General features: G+C 71.0%; 18 protein-coding genes. 7 read left to right on the top strand and 11 right to left on the bottom strand.

All coding sequences use genetic code 11. The annotated features are described in order from the left end of the window. Nucleotide 1: 1 nt before the first annotated feature. From RIC31_RS14040 to RIC31_RS14025, 4 genes are read right to left on the bottom strand one after another with little or no spacing between them, the layout of a single operon-like run. A complete protein-coding gene (locus tag RIC31_RS14040; protein ID WP_350108494.1) occupies nt 2–2,083 on the bottom strand; it encodes a hypothetical protein in 2,082 nt (693 codons plus the stop codon). Further along, entirely contained in the window at nt 2,080–4,845 is a 2,766-nt protein-coding gene (locus tag RIC31_RS14035; protein WP_350108491.1) for a DUF4159 domain-containing protein, read from the bottom strand. The genes RIC31_RS14040 and RIC31_RS14035 overlap by 4 nt, the downstream gene beginning before the upstream one ends. A gap of 10 nt (nt 4,846–4,855) precedes the next feature. After that, the gene (locus tag RIC31_RS14030) at nt 4,856–5,713 is read right to left on the bottom strand and encodes a DUF58 domain-containing protein (protein WP_350108488.1); all 858 of its coding nucleotides are present in this window, start codon (nt 5,711–5,713) and stop codon (nt 4,856–4,858) included. 15 nt (nt 5,714–5,728) lie between these two features. Next, nucleotides 5,729–6,739, bottom strand: coding sequence for an AAA family ATPase (locus RIC31_RS14025; protein WP_350108485.1), 1,011 nt, complete (start codon nt 6,737–6,739; stop codon nt 5,729–5,731). 87 nt (nt 6,740–6,826) lie between these two features. Here RIC31_RS14025 and RIC31_RS14020 point away from each other — a divergent pair, with 87 nt between their 5' ends. From RIC31_RS14020 to RIC31_RS14005, 4 genes are read left to right on the top strand one after another with little or no spacing between them, the layout of a single operon-like run. Continuing rightward, nucleotides 6,827–7,468 (top strand): DUF1285 domain-containing protein, encoded by a 642-nt coding sequence (locus RIC31_RS14020; protein ID WP_350108482.1) that lies wholly within the window; start codon nt 6,827–6,829, stop codon nt 7,466–7,468. Beyond that, complete coding sequence (locus tag RIC31_RS14015; protein ID WP_350108480.1) at nt 7,465–8,094, top strand: CoA pyrophosphatase; 630 nt, start codon at nt 7,465–7,467, stop codon at nt 8,092–8,094. Before RIC31_RS14020 ends, RIC31_RS14015 begins: the two co-directional genes overlap by 4 nt. 24 nt (nt 8,095–8,118) lie before the next feature. Then, nucleotides 8,119–9,360, top strand: coding sequence for a CCA tRNA nucleotidyltransferase (locus RIC31_RS14010; RefSeq protein ID WP_350108476.1), 1,242 nt, complete (start codon nt 8,119–8,121; stop codon nt 9,358–9,360). After that, nucleotides 9,357–10,118, top strand: coding sequence for a fumarylacetoacetate hydrolase family protein (locus tag RIC31_RS14005; protein WP_350108474.1), 762 nt, complete (start codon nt 9,357–9,359; stop codon nt 10,116–10,118). Before RIC31_RS14010 ends, RIC31_RS14005 begins: the two co-directional genes overlap by 4 nt. Before the next feature lie 22 nt (nt 10,119–10,140). Here RIC31_RS14005 and RIC31_RS14000 read toward each other — a convergent pair whose 3' ends face one another. The 6 genes from RIC31_RS14000 to RIC31_RS13975 all read right to left on the bottom strand — a co-directional run bounded on the left by RIC31_RS14000 (nt 10,141) and on the right by RIC31_RS13975 (nt 18,162). Further along, nucleotides 10,141–10,341: a YjiS-like domain-containing protein gene (locus RIC31_RS14000; RefSeq protein ID WP_350108471.1), complete on the bottom strand. Its 201-nt coding sequence runs from the start codon at nt 10,339–10,341 to the stop codon at nt 10,141–10,143. Between the two features lie 153 nt (nt 10,342–10,494). After that, nucleotides 10,495–11,079, bottom strand: a complete 585-nt coding sequence (locus RIC31_RS13995; protein WP_350108467.1) for a protoglobin domain-containing protein — start codon at nt 11,077–11,079, stop codon at nt 10,495–10,497. 116 nt (nt 11,080–11,195) lie between these two features. After that, nucleotides 11,196–12,044 (bottom strand): oxygen-dependent coproporphyrinogen oxidase, encoded by an 849-nt coding sequence (hemF, locus tag RIC31_RS13990; protein ID WP_350108462.1) that lies wholly within the window; start codon nt 12,042–12,044, stop codon nt 11,196–11,198. Between the two features lie 101 nt (nt 12,045–12,145). Then, nucleotides 12,146–12,745, bottom strand: a complete 600-nt coding sequence (locus RIC31_RS13985) for a hypothetical protein (protein ID WP_350108459.1) — start codon at nt 12,743–12,745, stop codon at nt 12,146–12,148. 252 nt (nt 12,746–12,997) lie between these two features. Further along, nucleotides 12,998–16,750, bottom strand: a complete 3,753-nt coding sequence (locus RIC31_RS13980; protein ID WP_350108456.1) for a vitamin B12-dependent ribonucleotide reductase — start codon at nt 16,748–16,750, stop codon at nt 12,998–13,000. Nucleotides 16,751–17,229: 479 nt separating this feature from the next. Continuing rightward, nucleotides 17,230–18,162 carry a DMT family transporter gene (locus RIC31_RS13975; protein WP_350108453.1) on the bottom strand — a complete coding sequence of 311 codons (933 nt, stop codon included), beginning with the start codon at nt 18,160–18,162 and terminating at the stop codon, nt 17,230–17,232. A 127-nt stretch (nt 18,163–18,289) separates the two neighbouring features. Here RIC31_RS13975 and RIC31_RS13970 point away from each other — a divergent pair, with 127 nt between their 5' ends. The 3 genes from RIC31_RS13970 (at nt 18,290) to RIC31_RS13960 (ending at nt 19,663) form a co-directional block, all read left to right on the top strand. Next, nucleotides 18,290–18,646 carry an NADH:ubiquinone oxidoreductase subunit NDUFA12 gene (locus tag RIC31_RS13970; protein ID WP_350108450.1) on the top strand — a complete coding sequence of 119 codons (357 nt, stop codon included), beginning with the start codon at nt 18,290–18,292 and terminating at the stop codon, nt 18,644–18,646. Nucleotides 18,647–18,662: 16 nt separating this feature from the next. Further along, nucleotides 18,663–19,133 carry an outer membrane lipid asymmetry maintenance protein MlaD gene (gene mlaD / locus RIC31_RS13965; protein WP_350108447.1) on the top strand — a complete coding sequence of 157 codons (471 nt, stop codon included), beginning with the start codon at nt 18,663–18,665 and terminating at the stop codon, nt 19,131–19,133. A gap of 128 nt (nt 19,134–19,261) precedes the next feature. Then, on the top strand, nt 19,262–19,663 hold the full coding sequence (locus RIC31_RS13960) for a DUF2155 domain-containing protein (protein WP_350108444.1): 402 nt from the start codon (nt 19,262–19,264) through the stop codon (nt 19,661–19,663). On the opposite strand, the gene aat is transcribed toward RIC31_RS13960, so the two are convergent. Then, complete coding sequence (gene aat / locus RIC31_RS13955; RefSeq protein WP_350108441.1) at nt 19,591–20,244, bottom strand: leucyl/phenylalanyl-tRNA--protein transferase; 654 nt, start codon at nt 20,242–20,244, stop codon at nt 19,591–19,593. The genes RIC31_RS13960 and aat overlap by 73 nt on opposite strands. Between the last annotated feature and the right edge of the window lie 39 nt (nt 20,245–20,283).

Genomic DNA, 20,283 nt, shown 5'->3' with positions numbered 1-20,283 from the left:
GTCAGTCGCCCTCGCGGCGCCAGGTCATCAGCAGGCCGCCGAGCAGCAGCAGCAGGGCCAGCGCCGCCGGCAGGGCCGGGATCGTCAGAACGCCGGTCACCACGTAGTCGCCGTTGGCCCTGAGCCCGAACCAGCCGCGCCCGGCGGCGGCGCGGTCGGCCGACACCCGGCGCAGCGCCGGCACGCCGTCCTCGCCGATCCACTGCAGGCCGCCGCCGGTCGCCTGGCTCAGCGGCCGCAGCCGGTCCTCGGTGGCGGCGACGTCGGACAGCTCGACCGGGTTGAGGGCGCCGACCGCGACCAGGGCGGTGCGCACGCCGTCGCTCAGCCGGTACAGGCCGGGGCGGTCGACCTGCAGGGTGGCGGTCCCGTGTCCCGGACCCAGTTCCTCCAACGCGACCTCGCGGCTGCTGCCGTCCGGCAGCTCGATCCGCACCGGCGGCAGGTCGCCCTCCAGGGTGCGCCGGTCGATCTCCAGCTGGTCGCCGCGCGCGAACGCCCGCAGGACGTCCTCCTCCAGGTCCGGCTCGCGCATCAGCCAGTGCGCGGTCCGCCGCAGCAGCTCGGCCTGCGGCCCGCCGCCCTCGTAGCCGCGGCTCCACAGCCACAGGTGATCCGACAGCAGATGCGCGACCCGGCCCTCGCCGACCCGGTCGAGCACCAGCAGCGGCCGTTCGGCGTCGCCGGACATCACCACGTTGCCGCGCACGTCGCGCGCCTCGATCTGGCGGAACCAGCGGCCCCAGGTCGGCTCGCCGCCGTCGGCCCCGGCGCCCGCCAGCTCGGCGGTGACCGGGTGGCGGTTGCCGAGCGCGGTGACCCGCGGCCGGAAGCCCTGCTCGACGATGCCGCCGGTCGGCTGCGCCGGCAGCACGTCGCCGATCGGCGTGCGCGCCAGGCTGAGGCGGCTGGCGAAGGTCGGTCCCGAGGCCTCCAGCAGCGCGCCGCCGTTGCGGACGTATTCGGCGATGTTCTGCATGTACATGCGGGGCAGCACGCCGCGCCGCCGGTAGCGGTCGAAGATGATCAGGTCGAAGTCCGCCAGCTTCAGCTCGAACAGCTCGCGGATCGGGAAGGCGATCAGCGACAGCTCGCGGATCGGCGTGCCGTCCTGCTTTTCCGGCGGCCGCAGGATGGTGAAATGCACCAGGTCGACCGACGGGTCGGACTTCAGGATGTCGCGCCAGGTACGCTCGCCGGCGTGCGGCTCGCCCGACACCAGCAGCACCCGCAGGCGGTCGCGCACGCCGTTGACCGCGATCACCGCACGGTTGTTGTCCAGCACCAGTTCCCGGGTGCCGGGCTCGGCCGCGAATTCGAGGATGGTCTGGCCGCCGTGCCTGATCGGCACCTCGACCGAATGCTCCTGGTTGACCGGGACCGCCAGCGGGATCGCCTCGGCGCCGTCGATTCCCATCAGGACGGTGGTCGCGGATCCGGTCGGCGCCGCCGGGTCGATCACCTCCAGGGTCACCGTGACGGTCTTGTCGACCATGCCGAAGCTCGGCGCCCGCACGATCCGCAGGCGGCGGTCCTGCTCGCCGCGCTCGCCGGTCAGCAGGACGTGGAACGGGCCGGCCGGCTGCTCGGCCGCCATCGCCGCCTCGACGTCGTGCACCTGGCCGTCGGTGATGGCGATGATCCCGGCCAGACGGTGCTCGGGCACGTCGGCCAGCGCCTCGCGGACCGCCGCCATCAGCCGGGTGCCTTCCTCGGCGCCGGACAGGCCGCGGCTGGACACCACGACGCGTTCGACGACCAGGTCGGGCATCCGCGCCAGCCTGGCGTCCAGTTCCTGGAGCGCCGCCTCGGTGCGCGCCGGGCGCTCGCCGATCTCCTGGCTGGCGCTGCGGTCGACCGCGACCACCACCACGTCCGACCGCGGCTCCCGGCGCTCGGCGACGATCGACGGATTGGCGAGCGCCAGCACCAGCAGGGCCAGCGCCAGGGTCCGCCACCAGCCGCCGCGGGCGCGGCGCCACAGCACCAGGCCGGCCAGCAGGGCGGCGGCCGCCGCCAGGACCGCGATCGCCGGCCACGGCAGCAGCGGCCCGAAGGCGATGTCGATGGCGTCGGGGATCATTGGCCGAGCCTTTCCAGGATCGACGGCACATGGACCTGGTCGGCCTTGTAGTTGCCGGTCAGCGCGTACATCACGAGGTTCACCCCGAACCGGAACGCCATCTCGCGCTGGATCTCGCCGCCCGGCACCACCGGGAACCGGAACCGGCCGAGGTTGTCGCGGGCCCAGGCGGCGGCCCAGTCATGGCTTCCCACCAGGGCCGGGCTGACCTCGCTGCCCGGGTTGCCGGCGCCGTCCTCCAGCCAGACCGTGCCGCCGGCATAGCGGCCCGGGAACTCGTGCATCAGGTAGAAGGTCCGGGTCAGCACGTGGTCCGGCGACACCGGCGCCAACGGCGGGATCTCCAGGTCGCGGCTGATGTCGATCAGCCGCTGCATGCCGGGACCGCCGCGCGCGCCGGGGGTGACGATCTGGTAGCGGTCGCGGGTGTCGAACAGGATCACGCCGCCGTTGCGCATGTAGACGTTGACCCGGGCGACCGCCTGCTCCGACAGCCGCGGCTGCGAGTCGGTGATCGGCCAGTACAGCAGCGGGAAGAACGCCAGCTCGTCGATCTCCAGGTCGATGCCGTAGGGCTCGGCGGGCTCGACGGCGGTGCGCCGGGTCAGGGTATCGGTCAGGCCGGTCAGGCCGTCGCGGCTGATCCCGTCGACCCAGCTGTCGCCGGTCAGCACATAGGCGAGCCGGGTCTCGGTCGAGGCCTCGAGCGCGAACCGCTCCGGATCGGCCGGTGTCCCGCTCGGCTGCTGCGCCCGGGCGGTCCCGGGTGCCGCGGACAACAGGGCGAGTGCCAGCATGGCGCCGGTCGCGGCCCGTGCGGTCGGCAGCAGTCCGCGCAGGGCCAGGGCGACGATGGTGTCGGCCAGCGCCAGCAGCAGGGCGACGGCGAGCAGCCAGCCCTGCAGCTCCAGGTCGCGGCCGGCGTCCAGGGCCTGGACCTCGATCCCGGCCGGCAAGGCGGCACGACCGCCGAGGCCGGTTAGGGCCGGGCCGAGATTGAGGGCCTCGCGCGACGAATCGGTGCCGTAGAAGCCCGGCGGATGTCGCGGCCCGACCTGGACCGGCGCGGTGCGCGCCGCGGTCGGCGGCAGCGCATCGGCGCCGGCCGGCACCGGGCCGAGCCGGCCGAAGCCGTCGAGTATGGAGAGCGGCGGCATCGCCCGCTCGGAGGTGCCGCCGACGCCCTGGCTCAGCGCCACCATCCGGCGCAGCATCTCCACGAACAGCCCGCTCAGCGGCAGATTGCTCCAGTCGGCGTTGGCGGTCGTGTGCACCAGGACCAGCCAGCCGTCGCCCCGGCGCTCGGCGGTCACGATCGGGGTGCCGTCGCCGAGCCGCGCCCAGGTCTTCTCGCCGAGATCGATCGCCGGCTCGGCCAGAACCTGGCGCGACACCGTCACGTCCGGCGGAACGTCCAGGCCATGGAACGGGCTGTCCTCGGCGAACGGTGCCAGCGAGGCCGGGCGCGACCAGGACAGGGCGCCACCGAGGGTGCGGTCGCCGCGCCGCAGCCGGACCGGCACCATGTCCTCGGGGCCGAGCGTGCCTTTCTCGACGCCGGCGGCCGCCAGGCGTGGCCCGGCGAACCGCACGGCGACGCCGCCGCGGCCGATCCACGCGTCGAGGGCCTCGCGCTGTCCGAACGGCAGGCTGCCGACGTCGGCCATGACCAGCACCGCCAGCTCCCGGTCGAGCAGGGTCGCGAGGTCGCCACGCCGGATCTCGGTGAACGGGGCAAGCGCCCGGTCCAGGTAGTACAGTTCGTCGAGCAGCGGCTGCGCACCCTCGAACTCGCGGGCCGACAGCAGGCCGACCGGGCGCCGCCGGAACCGCTCGTCGACCAGGAAGCTGGCGGCCGCCGTCGACTGGCCCTCGACCTCGATACGCGCGACCTCGTTGCGCAGCTCGGTCGGCAGCACGATCGACAGGGTCGCCTGATCGGCGCCGGCGTCGAAGCCGCCGGCCACCCGGGCCAGCACCCGATCGTCCTCGGTGACCGCCCTCAGCGCCACCGGAGTCTCGCCGCCGCCGGGCAGGCGCCGGACCGTCGCGGTCAGGGAATCGGGCGCCGACGCCGGGGTGTCGAGCCAGACCGGCCCGCCGTCGGAGGCGTCGATGACGACCAGCCGCCCGACCTGCTGCAGACGGGCGGTCAGTTCGGCGGTACCCGGTGCCGACTCCTCGCTGCGGATCCACATGGCTACCCCGCCGTCCGGCAGCGACAGCCGGTCGAGCAGCGCGGTCGCGGCCGGCGCGTCGAGCCGCCACGGCCGCGGTTCCAGGGCGCCGACCGCGGCCTTGACGCGCGCGGCGGCGGCGAGCTCGATCTCGCGGGCCTCGCCGGGCCGGCGGGCGGCGGTGGTCAGCAGCGCGACCGGCCGGTTCTCGCGTTCGGCCTGGTCGAGTATCCGCAGCGCGCGCTGGCGCCGCGATTCGAAGTCGCGGCCGGTGGACCAGCCGTCGTCGATCGCCAGCACGATCGGGCCGCCCTCCGGCACGGCGGTGCCGGACGGGAACAGCGGGCGGGCCACGGCCAGGATCACCAGGGCGGCGATCGCCAGCCGCAGCAGCAGCAGCCACCAGGGCGTGTGGTGCGGCGTGTCCTCGCGCGGATGCAGGCCCGCGAGCAGGCGGATCGCCGGGAACGCGACCCGGCGCGGGGCCGGCGGAATCACCCGCAGCAGCCACCACAGCACCGGCAGCCCGACCAGGGCGGCCAGAGCCCAGGGGACGGCGAAGGCCAGCGGGCCGAGGGTCAGCATCGGGCGCTCCTCACGCGAACCGGTCGCCGATCACCGCGAACAGCGCCAGCAGCGCGCTCTCCGCCGATCGGTCGGTGCCATGCACGGCGAACGTCCATCCGGTCTGGCGTGCCAGGTCGGCCAGGCCCGCCCGATGCACGGCCAGCCGGTCCTGGTATTCCGCGGACACCTGCTCGGCCCGGCCGAGCAGGTGCGGTGCTTCCGACTCCAGGCCTTCGAAACGGACCCGCCCGCGATACGGAAACGCCTCTTCGGCCGGATCGACGACCTGCAGCATATGGCCGCCCACCCCCTCGGCCGACCAGCGTTGCACGACCGCCGACAGCTCGTGCAGCGGGTCCAGCAGGTCGCCGATCAGCACGACCGTGGCGTGCCGCGGCAACGGTTCGTAAACCGGCAGGGAACCGCCGCCGTCTCGGGTGGTGGCCAGCAGTTCGGCGATCGGCTCGATGGCCGGCTGGCCGCTGCGCGGCCGCAGCGATTCGCCGAGCAGGGCGACCCGCTCGCCGGCGCCGATCAGCAGGATCGCCAGGGCCAGGGTCAGCAGGTCGGCATGCTCGCGTTTCTCCGGCAGGCCGCGGTCCGAGCGCCAGCGCATCGACGGCGAGGCGTCGCGCCAGAGATAGACGGTCTGCGCAGTCTCGAACTCGCGTTCCCGGACATAGACGGTCGACCCGCGCGCCGACCGCCGCCAGTCGATCATCCGGGCGGCGTCGAAGGTCTGGTAGGGACGGAACTGCCAGAATGCCTCGCCCGGCCCGGCCCGGCGCCGGCCGTGGGCGCCGGGTGCGACGGTCGCGGCGACGCGCCGGGCCGCCACCAGAAGCGGTGGCAGGCTCGCGGCGAGGTCCTGGGCCCTTTGGCGCATCCGGCTCTCGCGCTGTTACCGGTGCGGGGCGCAGAGTTGGTCGATCACGGTATCCAGTGTAACGCCTTCGGCCCTGGCGGCGAAATTGAGCGCCATGCGGTGCCGCAGGACCGGGTGCGCGAGCGCCAGGACGTCGTCGATCGACGGCGCCAGCCGGCCGTCCAGGACGGCCCTGGCACGGATCGCCAGCATCAGTGCCTGGCTGGCCCGCGGCCCCGGGCCCCAGGCGACGTGGCGACGCACCGAGTCGATGGTGCTGTCGTCCGGCCGGCCGCTGCGCACGATCGCCAGGATCGCCTCGACGACGCTCTCCCCGACCGGGATCCGCCGCAGCAGCTTCTGGGCCCGGATCAGTTCCTCGGCGCTCAGCGCCTGCTCCGGCCGGACATCCTCGCTGCCGGTGGTGGCGAGCAGCATGGTGCGCTCCGCCGCCAGGTCGGGATAGCCGACGGAGACCTGCAGCAGGAACCGGTCGAGCTGGGCTTCCGGCAGCGGGTAGGTGCCCTCCTGCTCCAGCGGGTTCTGGGTCGCCAGCACGTGGAACGGCAGCGGCAGCCGGTGGGTGTGGCCGCCGACCGAGACGGTGTGTTCCTGCATGGCCTGCAGCAGCGCCGACTGGGTGCGCGGGCTGGCCCGGTTGATCTCGTCGGCCATCAGCAGCTGCGCGAACACCGGGCCCTGGATGAACCGGAAGCTGCGGCGGCCCTCGGCGTTCTCCTCCAGCACCTCGGAGCCGAGGATGTCGGCGGGCATCAGGTCGGGGGTGCACTGGATCCGCCGGTCGTCCAGCCCGAGGACGATTCCCAGCGTCTCCACCAGCCGGGTCTTGGCCAGGCCCGGCACGCCGATCAGCAGGGCGTGGCCGCCGGCCAGCACGGTCACCAGGGTCTGGTCGACCACGTCCTGCTGGCCGAAGATCACCTTGCCGACGCCGTCGCGCACGCGGGTCAGGCTGCGCGCGAGCTGCTCGACCTCCTTGACGAAGGCCAGGCCGTTCTCGGTGTCCAGGGTGGTGGTGTTGGTCATGGCGGGTATACTCACTCCGAGTTTGCGCCCGGCCGAGTTGGGCCCGGATCGGGACGTAACCGCCGAATGGCAGAACAGTGACGTCTCATGGGCGACAAGACCGTCCGTCCCGGTACAGAACTAGAGCGTATCGCAGCCGCGGCCCGCGACAAGGGGCGGCCGCGGAACGGCGATCATGATCGCGTGAAGGGACAGCCGCCGCAGCCGGGGGAGAACGCCGGCGACTTCGACATTCGGATCGGCCGGGACGGCACCTGGTACTACAAGGGAACACCGATCAACCGCCTGCCGTTGGTGAAACTCTTCGCTTCGGTCCTGCGCCGGGAGCCGGACGGCTCCCATTGGCTGGTGACGCCGGTCGAGCGTGGCACCGTGGTCGTCGACGACGCCGCGTTCGTGGCGGTCGACGTCGACCGGATCCCGGCCGACGCACCGGCCGACGCCACCGGCGTCGACCTGATCTTCCGGACCAATCTTGGCGAAACCGTGGTCGCCGGTCCGGATCACCGGATCCGGGTGGAGATCGATGCGGAAACCGGCGAGCCGTCGCCCTATATCGAGGTTCGGGACGGGCTGGAGGCGCTGATCAACCGGGCCACCTTCTACCGGCTCGTGGAAATCGCCGTCGAACGGGCGTCGCCCGACGACGGAGGCGAGGTATTGGGCGTATGGAGCAAAGACCGATTCTTCCCGCTGGGAGCGGTGCCGGCCGACGGAACGGCCTCGTGACGCTGGACGACTTCCGGTCGGTGTTCGACAGCGTGGCGCGGCTGGATGGCGGCGGGTTCCTGCCGGTCGCCCGGCAGCGCGGCGACCACGACCTCAACCCCGGCATGTCGACTCCCGACAAGCTGCGGTCCGCCGCCGTGCTGGTGCCGATCGTCGGGCGCGACGACGGCCTGACGGTGCTGCTGACCCGGCGCTCCGACACCCTGCCGGTGCATACCGGCCAGATCAGCTTCCCGGGCGGCCGGGTCGAGGAGGACGACGTCGACGACGTCGAGACGGCGCTGCGCGAGACCGAGGAGGAGATCGGCCTGGGCCGCGACCGGGTCGAGGTGATCGGCCGGCTCGACACCTACACCACCCGGACCGGGTTCGAGGTCACGCCGGTGGTCGGGCTGATCCGCCCGCCGTTCGCCCTGACGCCCGACCCGGTCGAGGTCGCCGAGGTGTTCGAGGTGCCGCTGTCCTTCGTGCTCGACACCGGCAACCACGAGCGGCACAGCCGGGAATGGCAGGAGACCGTGCGGCACTTCTGGGTGCTGCCGTACCAGAATTACTACATCTGGGGTGCCACCGCGGGCATGCTGGTGAACCTGGCCGACGTGATGCTGGGCGCCCTGCGGCGCTGATCGAAATCCGCCCGAGGGTCCCGCATGCAAGCCGTCGACCGCATACCGGTCCAGCCCTGGATGATCGGCCCCGCCGCGACCGCGGTGTTCGCCGCGCTCGCCGCCGGCGGCGTGACCGCGCGCTTCGTCGGCGGCTGCGTGCGCGACGCCGTGCTCGGCCTGGATATCGGCGACCTCGACGTGTGTACCCCGGCGCCGCCCGAGCGGGTCATGGAACTGGCCCGGGCCGCCGGGCTGCGGGCGATTCCGACCGGAATCGACCACGGCACCGTGACCCTGGTCGCCGACCACACCGGGCTGGAGGTAACCACCCTGCGCCGCGACGTCGAGACCGACGGGCGGCGGGCGGTTGTGGCCTTCACCGACGACTGGGTCGAGGACGCGGCGCGGCGCGACCTGACCCTGAACGCGCTCTATCTCGACCCCGACGGCAGCGTGTACGACCCGATGGGCGGCGGCCTGGCCGATGCGCGGGCCGGCCGGATCCGCTTCGTCGGCGATCCCGAGACCCGGATCCGCGAGGACGTGCTGCGGATCCTGCGGTTCTTCCGGTTCTGGGCCCGGTTCGGCGAGGAGCCGCTCGACCCCGACGGACTGGCGGCGTGCACCGCCCTGGCCGACCGGATCCCCGAACTGTCCGGCGAGCGGGTGTGGAGCGAGCTGTCCCGCCTGCTGGTCGCGCGCCAGGCCGAGGCGGCGCTGGCGGCGATGGCCGAGGCCGGCGTGACGGCCTGGCTGTGGCCCGGCGGCGCCGGGGTGGAGGCGGCGATAGCGGTCGCCGGGATCGAGCGGGACCTGGAGCTGGCGCCCGACGCGGTGCGCCGGCTGGCGGCGATGGTCGCCGAACCGCGGTCCGTCGACCCGGTCGCCGACCGCCTGCGGTTGTCCCGCGCCGAGAGCGACCGGATCCGCCGGGCACTGGTTGCCGACGGCGCGCCGGCGACCGGCGATCGCGAGCGTCGCGCCCGGGTCTACCGGGCCGGTGCCGCGGCCTATCTCGACGCACGGATCCTGCAGGCCGCGGCTGCCGGGGCGACGGCGGAGACCGTGGTGGCGGACCGCGAGGTCGCGGTCGGCTGGACGCCGCCGGTGTTCCCGATCGGCGGCCGCGAGGTCGCTGCCCTCGGGGTGCCGCCGGGGCCGGATACCGGCCGGTTCCTGCGCGCGGTCGAGGACGCCTGGGTGGCGGACGATTTCACGGGCGACGCGGCCGCCTGCCGTGCCAGATTGGCGGCGCTGGTCGATCAGGGGAGGCAGCAGCAATGAACGGATTCACCGACGCCATGGTGGCCGCCCGGCGCACCGGCACGCGCGCCGCCACGCCGGCGGCGATCCCGCAGGACCGGCCCGAGGCGTATGCCGCGCAGATCGCGACCTTCGGGGCGCTCGGCCTGGCGATCGCCGGCTTCAAGGTCGGCGCGAACGGCCGCACCGGCGAGCCGGGGGCGGCACCGCTGGCCGCCGGAACCATCCACCGGGACCGGACGCGCATCGAGGTGTCCCAGGCGCATCCGCTGTGGCTGGAGGCGGAACTCGCCTTCGTCATGGGCGCCGACCTGGCGGGGCGCGACGCGCCCTACACGGCGGCCGAGGTGCTGGCCGCGGTCGAGGGCGTGGCGGCGGCGATCGAGATCGTCGATCCGCGGCTGGCCGAGTGGCCGACGGTGCCGCCGATGGCGGCGTTTGCCGACTTCCAGGCGAACGGTGCGACCGTGGTGTCGGCGGTCGGCCGGTCGGCCGACGGCCTGAAGGTCGAGGACCTGACGGTGGACTTCCGGATGGGCGACCTGGTCAAGACGGTTCCGGGCACGAAGTATCCCGGCGAGGATGCGATCCGCCTGCTGGTCTGGCTCGCCGACCACCTGGACCTCTGGGGGCCGGCGGTGAAGGCGCGCGGGTTGAAGGCCGGCGACGTGGTGATCAGCGGCTCGTGGACCAGCGTCGACCGGGCGGTCGCCGGCACCACGGCGACCAACTCGATCGCCGGGATCGGCAGCGTCGCGGTCGAGATCGCCGGGCGGTAGCGCCGGGCCCGGCCGCGGCCGGTCAGCGCAGGCGCTCGATCTCGGACCGGATGTAGCCGGCGTCGCGCAGCAGGCGGTCGTCCAGCTCGAGCAGGAGGCGGATGCCCTCGCGGCGGTTGCGCCAGGCGAGGAACCCGCGGACGGCCCGGAGCGGCAGGCCGGCCAGGGCGCGCAGGCGGGGCGACAGGCCCTGGGTCTCGACGACGGTTTCGATGATCGACATTGGTCTGGCTCCGGGATGGGCGGCACCGCCCGTTGACTCTGCTGTTTCTGCCGGGCCGCACGGCGTCCCTTGCACCGAAGCTAGATGGCGAAGTCGGACGCCCAGGAAAACCGATTAAGCCGCATGCCCGTCATGCGGTGCGCGCAGGGCGGGTTAAGGGCGGGAAACCAGTTTCCGGCTGCCGCGGCCCTCGTCGGACGGCATCCGCAGCCGGTCGGCGACGAAATAGCAGGAGATCGTGATGTCCATGTCGAGCGCCACGACCTTGATGATGGACGATACCGTCTGCGACGAGGCCATGGCGCCGGCGTGATGCATGATCGAGAGCGATGTGAGGTCGCACAGGATCCGGTTGCAGCCGGAGAGATACAGGTACAGCGGAAGCCCGATCTTGTGGTGCTTCAGGCCCACGGCGACCGCGCTCTTGATGTAGGCTTCGTCGAACTTGCAGGACAGCAGGCCGCGCCAATGCTCGACCTGCCGCTTCTTCAGGTAGTCGACGCTGACGCTCTCGAGAAAATGGCGGGTCTCGGGGAACTGCAGGACGTGGCGATAGAAGCTCCCGACTATGCCGCCGATGTTTTCCTCGAAGATCGGCACGAACTGCGCCATGGCCGCCCGGGTATCGTCGTCGATGCCGTCGAGGATCAGGCGCCGGGGAATGGTGTCCAGGATCCGCTCGACGGCGTGCTGGAAGACGTGCTCGTAGGTCGAACCGTCCGAGCCGGGTTGCGTCATGGATCACCTGCTGGGCATACCGGGCGTTCCACTCGCCTTCGGTAGCGCCGTCACTCTATCAAAAATAGACAGTTCGATTCAAATGTAACTTATAGCGGCGCCACCGCCCGGCGCGGTCATGGCCAGTGCACCTCCGGCGGCATGCTCATCAGGATCGCCTCGACGTTGCCGCCGGTCTTGAGGCCGAACAGCGTGCCGCGGTCGTACAGCAGGTTGAACTCGACGTAGCGGCCGCGCCGTACCAGCTGGTGGCGCCGCTCCGCCTCGCTCCACGGCTCGTTCATGTGCCGCTCGACCAGCCGGGGGTAGATATCGAGGAACGCCTGCCCGACGTCGCGGGTAAAGGCGAAGTCGGTCTCGAAGGCGGTGTCGAGGTAGTCGTAGAAGATCCCGCCGACGCCGCGCGGCTCGTTGCGGTGCTTCAGGAAGAAGTACTCGTCGCACCAGGCCTTGAACCGCGGATAATAGGCGGCGTCATGGACGTCGCAGGCGGCCTGCAGGGCGGCGTGGAAGTCGCGGGTGTCGGCGGCGTCGGGCACCATCGGCGTCAGGTCGGCGCCGCCGCCGAACCAGCTCTTGGTGGTGGCGATATGACGGGTGTTCATGTGCACCGCCGGTACCTTCGGGGAGCGCATGTGCGCCACCAGCGAAATGCCGCTGGCATAGAAGCGCGGGTCATCGACGGCCCCGGGGATCGATCCCCGGAACTCCTCGGAGAACTCGCCGTGCACGGTCGAGACGTTGACGCCGACCTTCTCGAACACCCGGCCGTGCATGGTCGCCATCACCCCGCCGCCGCCGCCCTCGCGTTGCCAGGGCGTGCGTTCGAAGCGGCCGGCGGGAAGCTCGCTCCCGGGCCCGTCATGGGCGTCCTCGAGCGCCTCGAAGGCGGCGCAGATGCGGTCGCGCAACGCCTCGAACCAGTTCCGTGCCTCGGTACGCTGGGTGTCGGTCGACAGATACATGGCGGGCGCTCCGGCGCGGCTCCGTGGAGTCTACGGACCGGTGATGCCCCAGGCCGGGCGGCAACGCAAACCGCATTGTGGGCTCGGCCCGGGGGCGGCCGTCAGCCGGGAACCCGGCTCTTGGGCGCCGCCGCGGCCGCGGCCGCCGCCTTCGCCTGTTCGGCCTTGGCCTGATCCTGGGCCGCGAGGGCCTCGCCCGACATCTTGGCGCGGTTCTCGACCTTCGGCGTCGTGTCGAGCGGCTTGGCCTTGGTCGGCCCCTTCTGCTTGACGCCGCCGGACAGCATGGCGACTTCCAGCAGCCGCTCGCACTGGCCCTTGAACTCGGCCGGGGCCTTGTACTTCATCGCTCCGGCGAGCTTCTCTCGGGCTTCCTTGATCTTCTTGGAGCGCAGTTCGATGTCGTCGGTCTTGGCGGCGTCCAGCGCGCCCTTGGCGGCCAGCGCCGTCGCCTTCATGAAGCCGTGCAACAGCAGCGAATCCAGCACGCCGCGTGCCTGCCGCGAGTAGTCGGTCGGCAACTTGGGGTTCTTCAGGGACTCGACGAGCCGCTTGGCGGCCGCTTCGCAGCGGTCCGTGTTGCCGGCTTCGGCATGGGACTTCAGATGCGTCAGCGCGCCTTCTATCGACGCCTTCATGGCCTCGACGCGCCGGGCCTCTGCTTCCGCCTTCTCGTTGTTCTTGTCGGATCTACCGAACATTAGGCGTTCCTCCGCGACTCAGCGTCGCAACATAGATTTAACAAATCCCTAAGAGGTACGCCAACGCTAACAAGTGGCACTTCTGCCCTATCGACTAGCATTTTAAGAATATTGAATGAATGTCTCCGAAGTGGGTAAGGATCGCTCCCGTATGTCTGCTTGTGCAAATAAGGGATGCTCGGCCCCAAACGAAACCAGGCCCGGTCGGGTGACCGGGCCTGGTTGCAGTTCTCGACCGACTGCGAAATGGCGTCAGCTGCAGCCGCTGGTGCCGCCGCAGGTGTCGCATTTCAGGCAGGTGCCGTTGCGCACCAGCGTGAAGTTGGCGCATTCGCCGCAGGCCTCGCCCTCGTAGCCCTTGATGCGGGCCTCGCGGATCTTGGCGAGCTTGGCGTCGACCTCGCTCATGACTCCGCTCGACACGCTGACGGTCGCGGTCGTGCGCTCGGCGACCGCCACGCCGCCGCCGGCCGACGCGTGGGCATGCGAGGCGGTTGCCTGCACGGCCATGCCGCCGGCGCCGTTCGCCTTGCCGTTCGGGCCGTGGGCATGCCCGTGGCCGTCGGTCCCGGTCGCCTGGGCGAAGCCGCCGTGCAGCACCACCAGGTTGGAGCGGACGTCGGAGCGGGCGAAGCCGCGGCTGGCGGCCTGCTCGACCTTCTGCAGCAGGGCGTTGGCGGCCGCGATGCTGTGCTCCTCGGCACCGTCGCCGACGGTGTCGGGCGCCAGGTCCTCCTTCTGGACATGCGCCAGGTCGTGGCGGTCGAGGTAGGAGATCGCCAGCTCGCGGAAGATGTAGTCGATCACCGATGTCGCCATCTTGATCGCGTCGTTGCCCTGCACCATCCCGGACGGCTCGAAGCGCTGGAAGGTGAAGGCGTTGACGAAGTCCTCCAGCGGCACGCCGTACTGCAGGCCGATCGAGACCGCGATCGCGAAGTTGTTCATCAGCGACCGGAAGGCCGCGCCCTCCTTGTGCATGTCGACGAAGATCTCGCCGAGCCGGCCGTCCTGGTACTCGCCGGTCCGGAGATAGACCTTGTGGCCGCCGACCACCGCCTTCTGGGTGTAGCCCTTGCGCCGCTGCGGCATGCGCTCGCGCTCGGCCTGGTTGACGACCTTCTCGATCACCCGCTCGACGATCCGCTCGGCGACGATCGGGGCCTTGACCGCGGTCGGCTGGGCGGCGAACTCCTCGGCGTCCTCCTCGTCCTCGAAGTCGAAGGTCGAGGCCGACAGCGGCTGGCTCAGCTTGGAGCCGTCGCGGTACAGCGCGTTGGCCTTGATGCCGAGCTGCCAGGACAGCATGTAGGCGGCCCGGCAGTCTTCGACCGAGGCGCTGTTCGGCATGTTGATGGTCTTCGAGATCGCACCCGAGATGAACGGCTGGGCGGCCGCCATCATGCGGATGTGCGATTCCGCCGACAGGTAGCGCTTGCCGATCCGGCCGCACGGGTTGGCGCAGTCGAACACCGGCAGGTGCTCGGCCTTGAGCTGCGGCGCGCCTTCCAGGGTCATGGCCCCGCAGACATAGGTGTTCGCCGCCTCGATCTCGGCCCTGCTGAAGCCCAGGGCCGCCAGCATGTCGAAGCCGACGTCGTTGAGCTGGGCGTCGGTCAGGCCGAGGGTGTCGCGGCAGAACGCGTCGCCCAGCGTCCACTTGTTGAACGCGAACTTGATGTCGAAGGCCGACGCCGCCGCATCCTCGATCTTCTGGATCTCGGCCGGGCCGAAGCCCTTGGCGGCGAGCGCCTCGTGGCCGATCGCCGGCGAGCCCTTCATGGTGCCGTGGCCGACCGCGTAGCGGACGATCGCCTCGATCTGGGCCTCGCCGTAGCCGAGGGTTCGGAGCGCCTGCGGCACCACCCGGTTGATGATCTTGAAGTAGCCGCCGCCGGCCAGCTTCTTGAACTTCACGATCGCGAAGTCGGGCTCGATGCCGGTGGTGTCGCAGTCCATCACCAGGCCGATCGTGCCGGTCGGCGCGATCACCGTGGCCTGGGCGTTGCGGTAGCCGTGCCGTTCGCCGAGCGCCAGCGCCTGGTCCCAGGCCCGGCCGGCCGCCGCGACCAGCTCCCGGTCGGGGCAGTTGGCGGCATCCAGCGGCACCGGCCGGATCGACAGCGCCTCGTAGCCGGCGGTCTCGCCATGGGCGGCCCGGCGATGGTTCCGGATCACCCGCAGCATCGCGTCGGCGTTCTCGACATAGCGCGGGAAGGTGCCGAGCTCGCCGGCCATCTCGGCCGAGGTAGCGTAGGCGACGCCGGTCATGACCGCGGTCAGCGCGCCGCACATGGCGCGGCCCTCGGGGCTGTCGTAGGACAGGCCCATGGCCATCAGCAGGCCGCCGATGTTGGCGTAGCCGAGGCCGAGGGTGCGGTAGTCGTAGGAGAGCTTGGCGATCTCCTTCGACGGGAACTGCGCCATCAGCACCGCGATCTCGAGGGTGACGGTCCACAGCCGCGTAGCGTGCTCGTAGGCGGCCACGTCGAAGGTGCCGTCGGCGCGCTGGAACTGCATCAGGTTCATCGACGCCAGGTTGCAGGCGGTGTCGTCGAGGAACATGTACTCCGAGCACGGGTTGGAGGCGTTGATGCGGCCCCCGGCCGGGCAGGTGTGCCAGTCGTTGATCGTGGTGTCGTACTGCACGCCCGGATCGGCGCAAGCCCAGGCGGCGTGCGCGACCTTGTCCCACAGCTCGCGGGCGCTGACGGTCTTTGCCGGCTTGCCGTCGGTGCGGCGGATCAGGGTCCACTCGCCGTCGGCCTCGGCGGTGCGCAGGAACTCGTCGGAGACCCGGACCGAGTTGTTGGAGTTCTGGCCGGACACCGTCAGGTAGGCGTCGCTGTCCCAGTCGGTGTCGTAGGTCTTGAACTCGATCTCGGTGAAACCCTGGCGGGCGAACTGGATCACCCGCTGCACATAGTTGAGCGGGATCATCGCGCCCTTGGCGCCCTTGATGGCGGCCTTGAGCTCGGGGTTGGCGGCCGGGTCGTAGGCACCGTCGCCCAGGCTCTCCTTGGCGCCGACGCAGGCGGTCATCACCGCCTTCATGTGCTTCGCGGCGAGCTTGGAGCCGGCGACCAGTGCGGCGACCTTCTGCTCCTCCAGCACCTTCCAGTCGATGTAGGCCTCGATGTCCGGATGGTCGATGTCGACGGTCACCATCTTGGCGGCCCGGCGGGTGGTGCCGCCGGACTTGATGGCGCCGGCCGCCCGGTCGCCGATCTTCAGGAAGCTCATCAGCCCGGACGACTTGCCGCCTCCGGCCAGCGGCTCGTTCTCGCCGCGCAGCTTGGAGAAGTTGGAGCCGGTGCCGGAGCCGTACTTGAACAGCCGGGCCTCGCGGACCCACAGGTCCATGATGCCGCCCTCGTTCACCAGGTCGTCGGCGACCGACTGGATGAAGCAGGCATGCGGCTGCGGGTGCTCGTAGGCCGACTTCGAGCGGACCAGCTTGCCGGTCTTGAAGTCGACGTAGTGGTGGCCCTGGGCCGGGCCGTCGATGCCGTAGGCCCAGTGCAGGCCGGTGTTGAACCACTGCGGCGAGTTCGGCGCCGCCATCTGGTTCGCCAGCATGAAGCACATCTCGTCGTAGTAAGCCCGGGCGTCGGACTCGGCGTCGAAGTAGCCGCCCTTCCAGCCCCAGTAGGTCCAGGTGCCGGCCAGCCGGTTGAACACCTGCTTGGCGCTGGTCTCGCCGGTGGTGCGCTCGCCGGCCGGAAGCTTGGCCATGGCGGCCTCGTCCGGGGCCTCGCGCCACAGCCAGGACGGGACGTCGTTTTCCTCGACCTTCTTGCGGGCGACCGGGATGCCGGCCTTGCGGAAGTACTTCTGGGCCAGGATGTCGCTGGCGACCTGCGACCAGCCGGCGGGAACCTCCACATCGTCGCGGCGGAACACCACCGATCCGTTGGGGTTCTTGATCTCGCTCGCCGTGGTCCGGAAGGCGATCCCGTCGTAGGCGTCCTTGCCTTCCGTGGTGAACCGACGCTCGATCTTCATCGCTGCTGACTCCCTGGCTTTCCTGTCCGTGCCGTGGGGCGGGCCGGCCCCTGGTTCCTGTTGGAACCACATCTTGTGTATGACGGCGAGCAGGCTACTGAATATGGGGAGGGGCGTGCAAGACCGAAAAATGAAGAAGCGGTAAATTTTCCGCCGGGGAACTCAATGCTGTTGCTGAAAATCCACAGGTAAAAATCTCAAGGCAAAATAGTTCATCGCCCACGATCAATAATCGTGAAGTAAAGGAATCTCGTTGGTCTTTCGCGTATTCGAAGCGTCCGCCTTGACGGGCGGTAGGCTCCCGGGACCGGCCGGTGTCGCGTGACGGTTGCCACGGCTCTCCGACAAAACGACCGGCGGACAGGATGCGGGAAGCCGAGTCGGTGTGCAACAGATTTTGTGGGCCGAAGAACGATCGATGCCAGATCTAGCGTCGCCGGCATGGAATCCCGGGCCCTGCGGGCGGCCGTTTCCGCCGGCTAGGGTCGCGGGGCCGGCGGCCGGCGGCCGCTCTGGGCCAGCGCGATCCCGCCCAGCACCACCACCGCTCCCAGCATCTGGGTCGCGCCGAGGACCTCGCCCAGCACCACGGTGGCGAGGGCCACGCTGATCACCGGCTCGAGGTTGATGGCGACCGCGGTGCGCACCGCCCCGAGCAGGCGGATCGAGGCGAACAGGCAGGTCAGGCCGACCGCGTAGCTGGCGGCGTTGCCCAGCACGCCGATCCAGCCGCGCGCGGTTTCGGGCAGATGGATGTCGCCGTGCACGGTCAGGAGGAGGCCGCACAGCAGGCCGCTGCCGACGGCGACGGTGGCGGTCAGCTGGGTCGGCGCGATGTCGACGGTGAGCCGGCGGCTGACCTGGAACGACACCGCGACGCAGGTGCCGCCGCCGAATGCCATCGCCAGGCCGACCGGGTCGGCGTCGCCCAGGCCGCCCCCCAGCACGAGCGCCAGGCCGGAGAACCCGACGCCGAGGGCGATCACCCGGCGCAGGGTCAGGCGCTCGTCGCCGAGCAGATGGGCGAGCGGCCCGACCATCAACGGGAATGTGAAGAAGGTCAGGCTGGCCATCGGGACCGGGATGCTCCGCACGCTGGTCATGTAGCCGAACGAGGCGCCGGTCGACAGCAGCACCATGGCCAGGATCAGCGGCAGCTGCGCCCTCGGGAGCGGCCGGATCCGGCCGGTGACCGCCAGCCATGCCCAGAGCCCGACCGCCGCCACCAGGAACCGTGCGATCTGCAGGGTCAGGACCCCGGTGCCGCCGTCGAAGGCGAGACGGGCGAGGGTCGGCCCGGAGCCGAAGAACAGGGCCGTGACGACGACGAATCCGAGACCGGGCAGCACCCGGTCCGGGGCCGGCGCGTCCGGCGGGCGTGGCGATTGCGGCGGCGGGGCGTTCGTCGTCATGCTGTAAGCTCTTACGTGCCCGGCGCGGCGCGGGCAACGGCGTCGGCGGTCCACCCCTCGGACTGGACGTTCGCGGCCGGCGATGACATAGTCCGGCCGCGTCTGGACCGGTCGCCGAGGAACACGCATGGACGTCGGGGTTCGCCTCTTTACATGGCTGAACGGCAAGCTCGTGGGCGAGGATGCCTTCGGGAATCGCTATTTCGTCCACAAGGGCGGCCGCAAGCGCGACGGCCACGAGATGCGCTGGGTGCTCTACAAGGGCATGGCCGAGGCGTCGAAGGTCCCGCCGGAGTGGCACGCCTGGCTGCACCACTCGGTCGACGCACTGCCGGACGCCCAGGCGGCGCGCTTTGCCTGGCAGAAGGATCACATGCCGAACCTGACCGGCACGCCCTACGCCTACCGGCCGCCGGGCCACGTTCTGCAGGGCGGCAAACGCGAGCGTGCGACGGGCGACTACGAGCCCTGGACGCCGGCCTGAACGGGCGCGCCACGGTATGCATCGGAACCTGATCGAAACATTGCTGGGGGCCGTCGTCCTCGGGGTCGCCGGGCTGTTCCTGGCGTTCGCGTATACGACCGCCGACCTCGGCCGCTCCGGCGGCTACGAGGTCAACGCCGAGTTCACGACGGTGGGCGGGCTCAAGGTCGGCAACGACGTGCGCATGGCCGGCATCAAGGTCGGCACGGTCGTCGACCAGCACCTCAACCCGCAGACCTATCTGGCGAGGGTCACCCTCAGCATCGATTCGTCGGTGCAGTTGCCTGCCGACACCTCGGCGACGATCTCCAGCGAGGGCCTGCTCGGCGGCAACTACGTCGACCTGGCGCCCGGCGGCGACCCGAACATGCTGAAGCCCGGCGAAAAGATCCAGTACACCCAGGACGCGGTCGACATGGTCCAGCTGCTGAGCCGGTTCATCTTCGCGACCGGCTCCGCGGGCGGCGACGGGGCGTCGAAACAGTGACGCCGCGGCCGTCGAACCGCCGTAATTCCCGGCTCTGATCCGGCTGCGGGCGAACGGCGCACTTCGAGAGAGATCGGGACGTGGGGCAGCGACGAACGAAACGTCGAGCGGCGGTTGCAGTCGCGGGTATGGCGCTCTGCAGCGTCGCGCTCGGCGCCGGCCGGGTCGGCGCGGCCGACGAGCCGGACTGGATCGCGCGGCCGATCGCGGTCCTGCAGGGCCTCGACAAGGTGACCGCCCGGATCTCCACGGTGACCGCGCCGGTCGGCGAGACCGTCGGCTTCGGCACCCTGCTGGTCACCGTCGAGACCTGCCAGGAGCGTCCGCCGACCCTGCCGCCGGAGAGCGCCGCCTTCATGGTCGTCGATGACCAGCCGCCCGACGAGCAGCCGCGCCGCGTGTTCAGCGGCTGGATGTTCGCATCGAGCCCGGGACTGCACGCCCTGGAGCACCCGGTCTACGACGTCTGGGTCCTGTCCTGCAGGAGCGCCGACACCGCCGGCCAGTCGTCGGCCGCCGGAACGAACTGAGTCGGGGTCGCGAGCGCCTGCTGCAGGCGGTCGCGGTACTCGTCCCGGGGAATCTCGACGGCCCCGAAGCGCTGCAGGTGGCTGGTGATGAACTGGCTGTCCAGCAGGGTGAAGCCGCCGGCCTTGAGCCGGGCCACCAGGTGGACGAGCGCGACCTTCGAGGCGTCGGTCTCGCGGCTGAACATGCTTTCCCCGAAGAACGCCCCGCCCAGCCGCAGCCCGTACAGCCCGCCGACCAGCCGGCCGTCGCGGCGCACCTCGATGGAATGCGCATGGCCGCGCTGGTGCAGGGTGACGAACAGCCGGAATATCTCGGCGTTGATCCAGGTGTCGGGCCGCTTCGCCGTCGCCTCGGCGCAGCCCTCCAGGGTGCCGGCGAAGTCCCGGTCGCAGGTCACCTCGAAGCGCCGCTGCAGCACGGTCTTCCGCAGGCTGCGCGAGACGTGGAAGCTGTCGAGCGGGATGATGCCGCGGCGGTCCGGGTCGACGAAGAACAGCCGCGTGTCGTCACGCCCCTCGGCCATCGGGAACACCCCGACGGCGTAGGCCTGGAGCAGCAGTTCGGGTTGCAGCTGGGACATGGCCGTCCATGTGGGCGGTGCCGTCCGGAAAGGCTAGCA

Origin of the sequence: Thalassobaculum sp. (genome assembly GCF_040219615.1) — a bacterium.
Classification (GTDB): Bacteria; Pseudomonadota; Alphaproteobacteria; order Thalassobaculales; family Thalassobaculaceae; genus Thalassobaculum_A.
This window is presented reverse-complemented; position numbering and strand designations above follow the sequence as displayed.

Excerpts from the sequence above, each read along its gene's own strand:
- hemF (WP_350108462.1), bottom strand. The coding sequence starts at position 12,044 with ATGTATCTGTCGACCGACACCCAGCGTACCGAGGCACGGAACTGGTTC.
- RIC31_RS14025 (WP_350108485.1), bottom strand. The coding sequence starts at position 6,739 with ATGACCAACACCACCACCCTGGACACCGAGAACGGCCTGGCCTTCGTC.
- aat (WP_350108441.1), bottom strand. The coding sequence starts at position 20,244 with ATGTCCCAGCTGCAACCCGAACTGCTGCTCCAGGCCTACGCCGTCGGG.
- RIC31_RS14035 (WP_350108491.1), bottom strand. The coding sequence starts at position 4,845 with ATGCTGACCCTCGGCCCGCTGGCCTTCGCCGTCCCCTGGGCTCTGGCC.
- RIC31_RS13995 (WP_350108467.1), bottom strand. The coding sequence starts at position 11,079 with ATGACGCAACCCGGCTCGGACGGTTCGACCTACGAGCACGTCTTCCAG.
- RIC31_RS14010 (WP_350108476.1), top strand. The coding sequence starts at position 8,119 with ATGCAAGCCGTCGACCGCATACCGGTCCAGCCCTGGATGATCGGCCCC.
- RIC31_RS13975 (WP_350108453.1), bottom strand. The coding sequence starts at position 18,162 with ATGACGACGAACGCCCCGCCGCCGCAATCGCCACGCCCGCCGGACGCG.
- RIC31_RS13985 (WP_350108459.1), bottom strand. The coding sequence starts at position 12,745 with ATGTTCGGTAGATCCGACAAGAACAACGAGAAGGCGGAAGCAGAGGCC.
- RIC31_RS13980 (WP_350108456.1), bottom strand. The coding sequence starts at position 16,750 with ATGAAGATCGAGCGTCGGTTCACCACGGAAGGCAAGGACGCCTACGAC.
- RIC31_RS14030 (WP_350108488.1), bottom strand. The coding sequence starts at position 5,713 with ATGCGCCAAAGGGCCCAGGACCTCGCCGCGAGCCTGCCACCGCTTCTG.
- RIC31_RS13970 (WP_350108450.1), top strand. The coding sequence starts at position 18,290 with ATGGACGTCGGGGTTCGCCTCTTTACATGGCTGAACGGCAAGCTCGTG.
- RIC31_RS14005 (WP_350108474.1), top strand. The coding sequence starts at position 9,357 with ATGAACGGATTCACCGACGCCATGGTGGCCGCCCGGCGCACCGGCACG.
- RIC31_RS13960 (WP_350108444.1), top strand. The coding sequence starts at position 19,262 with ATGGCGCTCTGCAGCGTCGCGCTCGGCGCCGGCCGGGTCGGCGCGGCC.
- mlaD (WP_350108447.1), top strand. The coding sequence starts at position 18,663 with ATGCATCGGAACCTGATCGAAACATTGCTGGGGGCCGTCGTCCTCGGG.
- RIC31_RS14000 (WP_350108471.1), bottom strand. The coding sequence starts at position 10,341 with ATGTCGATCATCGAAACCGTCGTCGAGACCCAGGGCCTGTCGCCCCGC.
- RIC31_RS14020 (WP_350108482.1), top strand. The coding sequence starts at position 6,827 with ATGGGCGACAAGACCGTCCGTCCCGGTACAGAACTAGAGCGTATCGCA.
- RIC31_RS14040 (WP_350108494.1), bottom strand. The coding sequence starts at position 2,083 with ATGATCCCCGACGCCATCGACATCGCCTTCGGGCCGCTGCTGCCGTGG.